This window comes from Bacillus sp. BC08 (genome assembly GCF_054326875.1).
In genome coordinates this window covers 859,589-871,836 of record NZ_JBTGPA010000035.1, presented here as the reverse complement: position 1 = coordinate 871,836, position 12,248 = coordinate 859,589, and the positions used below count along the sequence as shown (strand labels likewise).

Annotated in this window: 17 protein-coding genes; 4 read left to right on the top strand and 13 right to left on the bottom strand. The window is 35.6% G+C overall.

Annotated features, from left to right (window positions below; genetic code table 11):
- Positions 1–86 precede the first annotated feature (86 nt).
- Positions 87–560, top strand: a complete 474-nt coding sequence (locus ACXVYO_RS22785) for an N-acetyltransferase (RefSeq protein WP_048563207.1) — start codon at positions 87–89, stop codon at positions 558–560.
- Positions 561–594: 34 nt separating this feature from the next.
- Here ACXVYO_RS22785 and ACXVYO_RS22780 read toward each other — a convergent pair whose 3' ends face one another.
- The 3 genes from ACXVYO_RS22780 to ACXVYO_RS22770 form a co-directional block, all read right to left on the bottom strand.
- Positions 595–1,101, bottom strand: a complete 507-nt coding sequence (locus ACXVYO_RS22780) for an RsfA family transcriptional regulator (protein WP_458468543.1) — start codon at positions 1,099–1,101, stop codon at positions 595–597.
- Between the two features lie 128 nt (positions 1,102–1,229).
- On the bottom strand, positions 1,230–1,403 hold the full coding sequence (gene rpmF / locus ACXVYO_RS22775) for a 50S ribosomal protein L32 (RefSeq protein WP_001984764.1): 174 nt from the start codon (positions 1,401–1,403) through the stop codon (positions 1,230–1,232).
- A 61-nt stretch (positions 1,404–1,464) separates the two neighbouring features.
- A complete protein-coding gene (locus ACXVYO_RS22770; RefSeq protein WP_061678255.1) occupies positions 1,465–1,965 on the bottom strand; it encodes a YceD family protein in 501 nt (166 codons plus the stop codon).
- A 153-nt stretch (positions 1,966–2,118) separates the two neighbouring features.
- Between ACXVYO_RS22770 and ACXVYO_RS22765 the strand changes: the two genes are divergently transcribed.
- Positions 2,119–3,360 carry a nucleotidyltransferase gene (locus ACXVYO_RS22765; protein ID WP_458468635.1) on the top strand — a complete coding sequence of 414 codons (1,242 nt, stop codon included), beginning with the start codon at positions 2,119–2,121 and terminating at the stop codon, positions 3,358–3,360.
- A gap of 25 nt (positions 3,361–3,385) precedes the next feature.
- Here the strand turns inward: ACXVYO_RS22765 and ACXVYO_RS22760 are convergent, their stop codons facing one another.
- Both ACXVYO_RS22760 and ACXVYO_RS22755 read right to left on the bottom strand, forming a co-directional pair.
- The gene (locus tag ACXVYO_RS22760) at positions 3,386–4,411 is read right to left on the bottom strand and encodes a SepM family pheromone-processing serine protease (protein WP_458468542.1); all 1,026 of its coding nucleotides are present in this window, start codon (positions 4,409–4,411) and stop codon (positions 3,386–3,388) included.
- Positions 4,404–5,195, bottom strand: coding sequence for a patatin-like phospholipase family protein (locus ACXVYO_RS22755; protein WP_061678258.1), 792 nt, complete (start codon positions 5,193–5,195; stop codon positions 4,404–4,406). Before ACXVYO_RS22755 ends, ACXVYO_RS22760 begins: the two co-directional genes overlap by 8 nt.
- A gap of 114 nt (positions 5,196–5,309) precedes the next feature.
- Here ACXVYO_RS22755 and ylbJ point away from each other — a divergent pair, with 114 nt between their 5' ends.
- Positions 5,310–6,536: a sporulation integral membrane protein YlbJ gene (ylbJ, locus tag ACXVYO_RS22750; protein WP_458468541.1), complete on the top strand. Its 1,227-nt coding sequence runs from the start codon at positions 5,310–5,312 to the stop codon at positions 6,534–6,536.
- Here the strand turns inward: ylbJ and coaD are convergent.
- Together coaD and rsmD are read right to left on the bottom strand one after the other, a co-directional pair.
- Positions 6,528–7,019, bottom strand: coding sequence for a pantetheine-phosphate adenylyltransferase (gene coaD, locus ACXVYO_RS22745; RefSeq protein WP_000200598.1), 492 nt, complete (start codon positions 7,017–7,019; stop codon positions 6,528–6,530). The genes ylbJ and coaD overlap by 9 nt on opposite strands.
- Positions 7,016–7,582, bottom strand: a complete 567-nt coding sequence (rsmD, locus tag ACXVYO_RS22740; RefSeq protein WP_001266982.1) for a 16S rRNA (guanine(966)-N(2))-methyltransferase RsmD — start codon at positions 7,580–7,582, stop codon at positions 7,016–7,018. Before rsmD ends, coaD begins: the two co-directional genes overlap by 4 nt.
- Before the next feature lie 507 nt (positions 7,583–8,089).
- On the opposite strand from rsmD, the gene ACXVYO_RS22735 reads away from it, so the two are divergent.
- Positions 8,090–8,479, top strand: a complete 390-nt coding sequence (locus ACXVYO_RS22735) for a DUF7147 family protein (protein WP_000616014.1) — start codon at positions 8,090–8,092, stop codon at positions 8,477–8,479.
- 54 nt (positions 8,480–8,533) lie between these two features.
- On the opposite strand, the gene ACXVYO_RS22730 is transcribed toward ACXVYO_RS22735, so the two are convergent.
- From ACXVYO_RS22730 to ACXVYO_RS22705, 6 genes are all read right to left on the bottom strand, one after another.
- Positions 8,534–8,800, bottom strand: coding sequence for a YlbG family protein (locus tag ACXVYO_RS22730; protein WP_061678315.1), 267 nt, complete (start codon positions 8,798–8,800; stop codon positions 8,534–8,536).
- A gap of 126 nt (positions 8,801–8,926) precedes the next feature.
- Positions 8,927–9,376, bottom strand: a complete 450-nt coding sequence (locus ACXVYO_RS22725; protein ID WP_097816891.1) for a YlbF family regulator — start codon at positions 9,374–9,376, stop codon at positions 8,927–8,929.
- A gap of 116 nt (positions 9,377–9,492) precedes the next feature.
- Positions 9,493–10,065, bottom strand: a complete 573-nt coding sequence (locus tag ACXVYO_RS22720; protein ID WP_073516934.1) for a histidine phosphatase family protein — start codon at positions 10,063–10,065, stop codon at positions 9,493–9,495.
- Positions 10,066–10,147: 82 nt separating this feature from the next.
- On the bottom strand, positions 10,148–10,393 hold the full coding sequence (locus tag ACXVYO_RS22715; RefSeq protein WP_140970578.1) for a YlbE-like family protein: 246 nt from the start codon (positions 10,391–10,393) through the stop codon (positions 10,148–10,150).
- 11 nt (positions 10,394–10,404) lie between these two features.
- A complete protein-coding gene (locus ACXVYO_RS22710; RefSeq protein WP_061678261.1) occupies positions 10,405–10,842 on the bottom strand; it encodes a YlbD family protein in 438 nt (145 codons plus the stop codon).
- A gap of 186 nt (positions 10,843–11,028) precedes the next feature.
- Positions 11,029–12,063 carry a CAP domain-containing protein gene (locus ACXVYO_RS22705; RefSeq protein ID WP_458468540.1) on the bottom strand — a complete coding sequence of 345 codons (1,035 nt, stop codon included), beginning with the start codon at positions 12,061–12,063 and terminating at the stop codon, positions 11,029–11,031.
- Positions 12,064–12,248: the final 185 nt, after the last annotated feature.

Here is a 12,248-nt window from a genome sequence, read left to right as displayed (position 1 = left end):
CATAAAAATAAAAAAATGAGTTATAATATTATTATAAATATTTTTACTTTTCTGCATTCAACAAGATAAGAAAAGGATGTGATGTTATGGGATTCCCGAAAGTTGAGCGCTTGCTCATCAATTATAAAACATTAGACGAATTTAAAAAATTTAAAGGTTGCGGAGCTCAAGAACTATCCATGTTAGAAGAATTACAGGCAAATATTATTGAAAACGATAGCGAATCTCCATTTTACGGTATTTATTATGGTGGATCACTAATTGCACGTATGAGTCTATATATGAAAAGGAACGGTGGGGAACCCTTCGAAATTACAGGTACTTACCTAGAACTCTATAAACTTGAAGTGTTACCAACTTTCCAAAAACAAGGATTCGGAGAAATGCTTGTAAATTATGCGAAGGGGCTACAGTTCCCAATTAAAACGATCGCACGTATCCATTCAGCTGGTTTTTGGGATAAATTAAATTTCCAGCCTGTATCAGTACCTGATGGTGATTTTTATGTTTGGAACCCAGAAACAAATTTGAATGCGGTTACAAACGAAGAGTCTGCATAAGAAATAAAAAAACAGCTACATAGCAGCTGTTTTTTTATTTCTTTAACTTTTCTAATTTCCCATTCGAACGAGCACTATTTCTCTCTGCTACCATTACACTTCTTTTTTGATCGATATAATCAAGCAAAGTTCTATATTCTTCCTCATATACTGATAATTGCTCCAAAAGACTCTCTCTCTCTGTTTGTAACGATTCAATTTGCTGTTGCAACACCATTAAGGAGTTTTCATCTTTATAATTTTGCAAGAAATCAATAACATCATTCAACGTAATTGACGTGGGCTCTAATACCTTCGTCTCTTTTACTTCATAATTTTCTACTTTACGTAGTTGCTTTGCTTCTTCGATACGTTCTTTGTATTGCTTTCTAACGTAAGAATTCCATCTAAAGCCACATGCTGCTGGTGTACGAGATAAATGTCTTCCCACTTCTTTAAAGGCAGATAATTGCGTTCCACCTTCTTGAATATGCCGGAGTACTACTTCTGCCAGAAGCAAATCTTCATCATCAGTCCAAGCATCTTGTCTTGTTGTCGCCATTTCTCTAGTCCTCCCTATGCATTTTTTATTAAACATATGCAGTTACTAGAAAAGATAGAATACAACAAATGAAGAATAAGACAAAAAAAATAAACGTAGAAGATATCTTCTACGTTTATTTCCCGCAATTACTTGCTGATTACTTCTTTACCTTTGTAAGTACCGCATGCTTTACATACACGGTGAGCTAATTTCGCTTCACCACAGCTTGGGCACTCTACCATACCAGGTACTGATAATTTGAAATGCGTACGACGCTTTCTTTTTACTGTTTTAGAAGTTCTTCTAAAAGGTACAGCCATTCTTCCCACCTCCTTAAAAGAAATAGTTATTTTCATATGAAGGCCTAAACCAGTCTTCCGATTATTTGTCAAAAAACTTTGCAAGTCCTGCTAATCTTGGATCAACAGTCTTTTCTTTGTTTTCTTCCGAAATCACTTGCCAGTCTTGACCTTGCATCGGTGCTCCACCAGAAACATCATCACTGAAAATTTGCATTGGAATCTCCAAAAGTATATTTTCCTTGATTACGGGCAGTAAGTCAAGTACTTCTCCTTCTAAACAATGAATTTCAGCTTCAGTTTCAAATTCTTCTTGTGAAGTTTGGAACACCTCAGTTGTTTTAATGTCAAATGGTAATGTCACATCTACTAAAGAGCGAGAACATGGTAAAACCATGCTTCCAGTTATATGTAGATGGAACGTAAACTTACCGGAGCCAAAATCAACTCTTCCTGTTACATGAACAGGATTAATTTCACGAATATCTTTCTCGACCTCTTGTAGCTCACTTACATCTACCATCTCATCCAATGTCAATCCTTTATTTCTCAATTTATTCAATTGATGGATGGACCATTTCATATCATATCACCTCAAGGCAACAAACAAAATTATAGCTAGCCATTTTATATTTGTCAATGTTTTTTCTTTACACTATAATGAAGTCATCATAGTAAATAATATATAGAGTATCACGTTTTTCAAAAAGATGCTACATCGAAAGGAGAGATTACCATAAAAGCCAGTGGTATTGTTGTTGAATATAACCCTTTTCATAACGGTCATGATTATCATGTGCAACAAACAAAAAAGTTAACACACGCTGATATTACAATCGCTGTTATGAGTGGCCCTTTTTTACAGCGTGGTGAGCCAGCGCTCCTATCCAAATGGTATCGTACCAAAATGGCCTTATCATGCGGTGTAGACCTTGTTGTAGAGCTTCCATACGCCTTTTCAACACAAAAGGCTGAAACCTTTGCAAATGGTGCTATTTCCATTTTAAACGCCCTACACGTTTCTGAAATTTGTTTCGGTAGTGAAGATGGACAAATCGAAAATTTTCATAACACCATCTCTGTGCAAAAAAATGAAGAAGAGACTTTTAATCGTCTTGTAAAGCAATTTATGAATGCGGGTAACAGTTACGCAAAAGCTACATCTGACGCCTTCCTACACATTTTACCATCCGAAAAAAACATAGACATGTCACAACCGAATAACATATTAGGATTCCAATACATGAAATCAATTTTCTTACAAAATAGTTCTATGCAAGCACAAACGATAAAAAGATTCGCATCTCATTATCATGATGAAACATTTAGCGATCAACATATTGCAAGCGCAACTAGTATTCGCAAGCAACTTTTTAGCGAAAATAGTTCTTTTGCAGAAATTGAACCTTTTATCCCAAAAGCGACTGCTTCTCTTTTAGCAAGTTACAAACAAAACTACGGGATTTTACATAATTGGGAACAATACTTTTCATTTTTTAAATACAAACTCATGACGATGTCTCCAGAAGACTTACGACATATATATGAAATAGAAGAAGGTTTAGAGCATCGTATTTTATCAAAAATACAAACCAGTTCCTCCTTCCATTCATTCATGGAAGCATTAAAAACGAAGCGTTATACGTGGACTAGATTACAAAGAGCTTGTACACACATTTTAACAAATACAACAAAAGAAGAAATACATAGCGCAAATATAGAGCAGCATGCACCGTACATTCGTCTACTAGGCATGTCACAAAAAGGACAAACTTACCTTTCAAAAAACAAGAAAAAAATAGAACTGCCCATCCTTACCCATACAAAAACATTTGACCATCCCACTTTACATATAGAGCGAAAAGCCAATTCTGTATATTTCTCCATCATGCAAGAACCATTACGAACACAACTACTAAAACAAGATGCAACACACCATCCAATTCGTTATGATGAATCAACTGCAAAATTTCTATAAAAAAACCTCTCTTTTTCAGAGAGGTTTATTTTTTCTCGCTCATTTTTTCCAAATACAGTAATGCATCATCCAGCGTATCAACTGGCACAACTTTCATTTTTGTTTTAATATCTTTCGCAGCCTCAAGTGCATCTTTATAATTTGATTTCTCCGCACCTTTTTCATTTGGCGCAAAGAACACTTCAGCACCAGCATCACTTGCAGCGACCACTTTTTGCTGAATACCACCAATCGGGCCAATTTCTCCCTTTTCATTAATCGTCCCTGTTCCAGCTATTTCATGCCCTCTTGTTAAATCATCTTCCACAAGTTGATTATATATTTCTAATGTAAACATTAGACCCGCCGATGGTCCGCCTATTTCATGAGAATCAATTTGCACTTTCGGATCTACCACTAATTCTCTTTCCGTAACGATAGAAACCCCTATACCAACGCGTCCATTTCCATTTGGAATGGTCTTTGCATTTAGATCTTCTTTTAACTGTTTTCCATTCCTCTTGTACTCAATATTTACTGTATCTCCTTCTTTTTTCCCTGTCATATATTCAATAAATTGCTCCGTCTTTTCAAATGTTTTTCCGTCGACAGCTACGATGACATCTCCAAGTTTAAGCTTTCCTTCTGACGGCATCCCTTTCGCTACACCAGCAACCAATACACCTTTATTCTCAAAAGAAACCGTACGATTTGCACGTTTATAAGCATTATAGATTGCTGCATTTTGCGAATCTTTCATCGCATAATTTTGGCGAAATTGATATTCTTCATCACTTTCACCTTTTTGCAATATTTCTTCCGCTTTCGAAATATGTGTATATTTATTAAACTGTGCCGCTATTAAATTCACCACATTTGCTGGTCCCATTGAAACCGTAACAAGCATAAAATCACCAGATTCTTTCGTTCCACCCTCAACTTGAACGTAAGGCTCTAATTTGGCCGCCATTCCTGGTTTTGTTACATAATATGGTAACCGCACATAAACAAGTAACATCGCCAATATAACCCCTATTAAAATTGCATATATAAACCGAAAACGCTTAAACATTATGTTTCTCCTTCCATTGCTCAATTAATAAAAAAATATTTGCAACATGTTTTTCAGCTTCTACTTCTCCAACTCGAATAATGTCTTCAATATTTGTAAAAGCACGTGAACTAAATTGTTCTACAGCTGGTCGCATCATTAAATCCGATGCAATTTGCCGATTCATCACAAGCTCATGTTGCATAATTTCAATACTCTGCATAATTACATCATAAATAGACGTAACCTCTCCATTCACTTTAATTGGGGATACATCAACAGCAATAACAATATCGGCACCTAACTCTTTCACAACCGATACTGGAATACGATCAATCACTCCGCCATCCACCAATAATCGTCCATCTATTTTTTCTGGTACAAACACTCCAGGTACAGATATGCTAGCTCTCACCGCCTCTGCAACAGGACCACTTGTAAAAACTACTTTTTCCCCCTTCAAGATGTCAGTAGCCACAACAGCTGTTGGGATATCTAACTCTTCTAAATTTTTATTATATGTAAACATTTTAATCATATCTTTAACACGTTTTCCAGCAATAAATCCCATTTTCGGAACCGTAAAATCTAAATAATATTTCCTCTTAAAAACATTTGCCAGTTTATACAGCCTTTCAACGTTTGAGCTAGCTGCATAAAATGTACCTACTAAAGCCCCCATACTACTTCCTGCAATCATATGAATCGGTATACCATTTTCCCTTAAAACTTTTATTACACCAATATGAGCAAATCCTTTTGCGCCCCCAGACCCAAGAGCTAAACCAATTTTCGGTTCTTTCATTTTTCTCACCCTTTATTTTTTTTCATTCCTTTTTTCATACTTATGGTCTAAATTCACCACGTATCCACGTATACTGAAATGAACGTTTTTTGGGACAAAGGGGGATTTACTTACATGTATGAAAAATGGAAAACGGCTTTCCTTACCATATCAACATTGTTTTTAACCTTTTCTCTTGTACTCCACCCCCAAGCTGCTTTGCAAGCTTCCATTCGAGGGTTAAATATATGGTGGGAAGTTGTATTCCCTTCACTTTTACCGTTTTTCATCATTGCGGAACTTCTAATTAGTATTGGTGTTGTAAAATTTATAGGTGTTATATTAGAACCACTCATGCGACCACTTTTTCGCGTTCCAGGGATAGGCGGATTTGTTTGGGCAATGGGAATGGCTTCAGGATTCCCTGCTGGCGCCAAATTAAGCGCTAGACTGCGTAAAAGTAATCAGCTAACACAAATCGAAGCAGAGCGCCTCGTATCTTTTACAAACTCATCTAATCCACTCTTTATTTTCGGAGCTGTTTCTATCGGTTTTTTCAATAATCCGAAATTAGGAATCGTATTAGCTGCTGCACATTATTTAAGTAACTTTGCCGTCGGGTTATTAATGCGTTTTTACGGCAACAACATTTCCACGAATGATAAACATACTACTAAAAAACGTCCTTTTCAAAACCCTTTTTCAATCCTACACGAGACACGCATGCAAGAAAAAAGACCAATAGGAAAATTACTCGGGGACGCTATCGTTTCTTCTATTCAAACTTTACTTATGATTGGTGGATTTATTATTTTATTCTCTGTTTTAAATAAAATGATTACTGTATTTCATATTACAGCATCACTTTCTTTTATTATGCAACATATTTTATCATTCTTCCAACTAACTACAGAATTTAGCATTCCGATATTATCAGGTATTTTTGAAATGACACTCGGAAGCCAAATGATTAGTCAAGTAAATGAAACACCCCTCTTGCAGCAAGCTATGGTAACTAGCTTTATTTTAGCATTTAGCGGCCTTTCTATTCAGGCACAAGTTGCTAGCATATTAGCTGAAACAGACATCCGATTTAAGCCCTATTTTTTCGCGCGAATTATTCAAAGTATTCTTGCTCCTATTTTCACTTTTATATTTTGGAAACCATTTTATGAAAAAGTAACCTCTTTTTCACCTATGCAAAAAGATATTCCCGTATTTTTACCAAATCATTCTTCTATATTGCATGAAATTTGGACATCTTTTATGCACTATGGACCGATATTTACATTATTTTGTTTATATGTATATGTTATCTTATTATTTTTTCGTAGCAACAAAGAAAAACCCCGTTCACTTTAACGGGGTTTGAAACTTTTCTTTTAAAGCACGTTCTACAACAGGAGGTACAAGATCTACTACACTTCCGCCATATCTCGCAACTTCTTTCACAATGCTCGAGCTTAAAAATGAATATTGATTGTTTGTCATAATAAAAAAGGTTTCAATATTTTCATCTAATTTTCGATTCATAGAAGTAATTTGCATTTCATATTCAAAATCAGAAACCGCTCGTAGCCCACGTAAAATCGCGTTTGCATTACGCATTTTCGCATACTCCACTAATAGTCCACTATGTGAATCTACCTTTACATTCGGAATATCCTTTGTTGCTTCTCGAATTAAATCTAAACGCTCTTCAACTGAAAAGAACGGTTTTTTTGACGAGTTGTTTAAAACTACTACGTATACCTCATCAAATACTTTTGCTCCCCTTTTAATAATATCCAGATGCCCAAGGGTAATTGGATCAAAACTTCCCGAAGAAATAGCTATACTAGTCATTCCGTCCCCTCACCTTCATACTTATAAATCGATATTGCTGTAATCCCATAATTTTCAGCTCTTACTTTCACAAGTCTCCCTATAGACTCAGGTAAAACCACATCATTACCATGCTCTGACATAATTAACCCATCTCTATGTAACAATCCATGTTGATCCATCACACTAATTAAAGATACAATTTTTTGATCTTTATATGGAGGATCAATTAATATAAGATCGAATGATATTTCACGTTTTATAAGAGCCTTTACCGCACGTTCTGCATCATTTCGATATACTTCAGCTTGTTCCTGTATGCGACAACTTTCTAAATTTTGATGTATTACCTTTATTGCTTTATTATCTCGATCAACAAAGATCGCTTTATCAATTCCTCTACTTATAGCCTCAATTCCAAGACCACCACTACCGCCAAATAAATCAAGGGCGGTACCGCCATCAAAATAAGGGCCTATCATATTAAAAATTGATTCTTTTACTTTATCTGTCGTTGGACGTGTTGTATTACCTGGCACCGCTTTAAGTGGATGCCCTTTACATTTTCCTGAAACTACTCTCATCTGTTGTCACTACCTTTATTTCAATCTATCGAGCAATTATAGAAAGCCTTTCTCCATTCGGTAACCGCTACCAAACTATACGATTCCATTCATCTTTCAACGAACACTAGAAGAACTTAGCTTAAAATAACCACTCAGCATTTTTATGTATTCATCTCACTATTCGCTAACACGAACTATTCATTTCACTTTACCTTTTTTATCCTATCATAAAATAAAAAAAAGAAAAATAAAAAGCCAAACATAAAATTTAATTTCATGATGTATATCTTCATTTAGATTGGACATAAATAATTATAACAACATCACCTTCGATGTTGTTGCCAACCGCGGAGAAGACTTACGTTTCCCCATAAGTTCTTCCTCCGGTTTCTCCTCTCCCTTTGCCTTCTTACTAGTACAAGCTAGTATAAGAAGGGCCCTGCTTTGCAGGGTTTTTTTTCTTTGTCTACTTTTCATTTAAAAAGTGAGATGGTACAGTAAGTAAAAGAAAGAGGAGGAAAAAATATGATTCAACGCTTTATAGAACTCGGAGAAGGCTACTCTGATTTATATGAATTACTTGAAATTGCCAAATCAAATCAAGAACGTATAACACATATGTTACAATTTGAAACGATTAAAAATGAAAAAAAAGTGTGCTCACTTGTTGTAATATTAAAACCAACTACTACTGGTGATTTCCAACCATTATACATATGTCGTGAAGGCATTCCTGTACTTGAAAATAAAAAAAGTAAACGCGTCATTTTATTTGAAGAAACAGCAGAACAACTGGGAAAAAAAGTAACTACCTTTACGGTAAAACCATCCACAACTTTCCCAGAAAAAGAACTGTTCTTCAATCATTTAATTGGTATTTTACGAATGAATAATTTCATTCCTCCAATGAAATAACACTTTATTTCAAATAAAAAAATCCCCCACTAAAATTAGCAGGGGATTTTTTTATTAGCTATAATCGTATTCTTTTGCCCGATCAGGACGTGAATTTTCAAATTCCGTTTTTAAATACGGGCGGTACGACGGTTCTATCTTTTTCACAAAAGGAAGTTTATTCAACTTTTGCATCATATGCTCAATTTGCTCCATATCACAATATACTACTGCGTATTTTAAGCGTTTTGATATGTAATGTATGTTACCATATTTCCTTAAAATCTTGGCATGTTTCAATGAATGTAAATAAACAATCATACTTTGTCGTTGCCCGAACATAATCTTCTCCATCTTCTCCTTTTAAAAACATATATTTTATATTTTATGAAAACCAATCAGAAATTTATGACATTACAGGACAAACTCTGTATACGTTTTCTTCTACCTTCTAAAAAACGGGGTGATTTACCCCGTTTTACAGCCACAACCTCCGCCAGTACCACAACCGCCACCACAGCCACCAGCATCAAAAAATGGATTTCCTGTTGGAACTTTGATGGAAGAAGACACCTCCGAACCGATTGCTACACTAACTTCATCTAACAACTTTTGCAAAGCTGTTTCTACTCGTTTAAAAGCTGCAATCTTATCGTGTAAGTCTATAGAACGCTTTAACTCCCTCATTTTCGTCGAAACGAAAGTATAATCAGGATGGTATTTACCGAAACGTTGCACTTCTTCATATCGTTCTTTCATCGCTGTAAATTGCTGAATTAACGTCTGAACTTCCATATCTTCATGCAATTCTTTATAACACTTACGATAATCTTCTGCTATATCTGAACAGATGATCGCTTTTGCAAGCTGCTCTGCCTTATCTAATATCAATACGCTTTCCAGCGTCGCTACAATCATGAGAGACACCTCCGAGTATTCATCATACCACATTTAGAATAGAACTACTAATTGAAGTGCCTCACTAAACAGAAAGATATCACTCTAACTATTTTCTATATAATTCCAGCACATACTTATACATTAATATGTTCCGCAATATTATATTTCAGAACATCCCATTTCCCACTATTTTCTTTCACATAACTAATACATGCATTTTTTAACGGTGTCTTAAACGAAATATCTTCGGGTGCAATTGCATGTAGAATTGCTTTTATCGCATGTGAATGAGCTACAATGATAATACGTTTGCCAGAATGAGTTTCTGCAACATCTTTTACAGCAGCAAAGCAACGAGTTACAATCTCTTCATCTTGTTCCATACCTTCTACTTTACCTTCTGCAATTAGCTCCCTAACAGTCGCAACCGGCTTCCCAGAAGCTTCACCAAAATTACGTTCAACAAATCGATCATCCAATAAAATCGATTGCAATCCTGTAGCCCCTGCAATTTCCTTAGCTGTTTCGTGCGCTCTAATTAATGGGCTACTTATAATTATATCCCATGCTTCCGCTTGCAAAGCAGCTGCACTTTGACTTGCTTGCTTCTTTCCCACTTCATTAAGTGGAATATCTTCACGTCCCTGAATAATCTCTTGAAAATTCCAATCAGTTTGTCCATGTCGTACTAAACAAATTTCCGTCATGCTCATGCTGCAACTCCTTTTTAAATAATCCGCTTCTATTGTATCAAAAGTTCTGCATGACGGACATAGTTTTCCCTTCCAATTATGTTGTATTTTGCTGCTTCATATACTGAAACATATCAATCATAATGGAGGCTACTGCCAATTGATTTTGAAATTTCTCAACTTTATCTGGTATCGTTTTTTTGAAATGTTGCATAGCCGCTAACTCAAATGCCTCTTTTTCTTCGGGGTTTCGCGTTAATTTTCTATACCAGTACGGTTGCTCCCTAATATAGCGAGATAAATCCTCATCCGCCTTTATAAACTCTATAATTTCTGCTCTCATCCGCTTTCCCCCTAATCCTTCTGAAAGAAAAATGGATTATTTTCGGAAGTACTTTCTTCTTGCCGCGCGGGCTTCCCTTGAAATTGTTGAAAAACTTGTTGCACACTACCAATAGCACTCGTCACATTAGCTAAATGGTGTTGCATCTGCTCCACATCTAGCTTTTTAAAGAAAGAGAGCATTTGTCCCATCACATCAGCAGTTTTTTCCTCTTCAGTTCGATTATCTTTTTCTTGTTTATTTTCTTTTACCGAAGAAAAAGCTGGCGCTCCATCCGGTCTAAAAGTTGCCCATATCGGATCTTCTTCACCAAGTAAGTACCATTCTTCATAAAACTGTTGCCAAGTTTTGTGACCACTTCTAACCTCATGAACCATTTTAGGGTGATGGTTTACAAACTCTTTAAACTGTTGAACCGATGGATGTAACGGTCCTTTTGTTGTTGGCATAATCCTCACCTCTTCATGTATATCTACTATATAGTAAGAAAAAAAAGGCACATGGTTCGCCTATTTTTAGACGATTCATGCACCTTTTTATCCTGCTATTTGCATACGGTAAGATTTCCACCTACAATTCAGTGAATACGAAGTACTTTAACGTGAGGTGTCCCCTACACAACTTAAAATTCCACTTTATTTTCGAATAAAGTTTTGTGTATAAAACTTATCGTATACCCCAACACCTAATCCTGTAAATTGTTCATTTAATACATTCTTTCTATGCCCTTCACTATTTAACCAACCTTGCACTGCCGCAATTCCATCACTATGTTGCGCCGCTATATTCTCACCAGCAAGTTGAAACCCTACTTTTCCGCGCTGTAAACGATCTCCTAACGTACCTAGTGTAGGTGAATCGTGTGAAAAGTAATTATTATCCTTCATATCTTTACTATGCCCTATAGCCACATCTGCTGTTTGTTGATCCCAAGCTAACAGCGGTAACTTATGGCGACTTCGAATAATATTGGTTAAATCGAAAATTTGTTGCATATTCCCATTCTCTATTTGTTTCATTTTATCTGGAGTCAATGGTTGTTCAGGTAGTAATTCACCTGAATAAACAAGCTGATACGGTCTTTGGCGTAATAATGTTTCATCATCCATATAACGAACACCAACAAGCTCATGTGTAAAATGATCAAAATATAATTGTGCCCAGCCATCTTCTACAGGTATTAATGGTTGTTCCATCACTTCCGTGTCAGATAACTCAAATTGATAACTATTTTTCCCTCTTTTTAACGAAATCTCATGCGAGAGTGGATTCTTTTTATACACTTCTTCATATTTTTCATTTATATAATAAGGCGGCACCTTAACTTGCTCTCCAGCAACATACGCCGTTACAACTTTTCGTTCCGCAACCCCAAATTGCACATACTGAGTTAAATCTTGATTGTATACCCACCATTCATATCCGTAAGCAGATGGCTCTATTCGAGATGGTTCGCCCCATTTTGCTAATAAATTTTCAGAGTCCCCACCAATCATATTTAAAACAGTATCGGAAGAGTCTTCGTTTACTTGTTTTTTCTTTTTCACAATTTTATTTTCTTGCTTTGATTGAGATGGGGTTAATATATATTGTGAAACGAGTAATTTCCCGTATAAATCAATAGCTAAAATTAAAAATGTAATCATTACGATACGCAATAATTTCTTCAATCGATATACCTCCTGCACAAAACATAAAATTGAGATATACACAAATCCTTTTCTTTCCTTTTTTGTGTGTACCGTACTCTTTTCACTATATCATATTTTCGCAAAAAAAGTCTGGATTATCCCTTTTCTCTCAATATGAATTGCACTTTCTTATTATTCATACTATTATAAAAATAATGATGTAA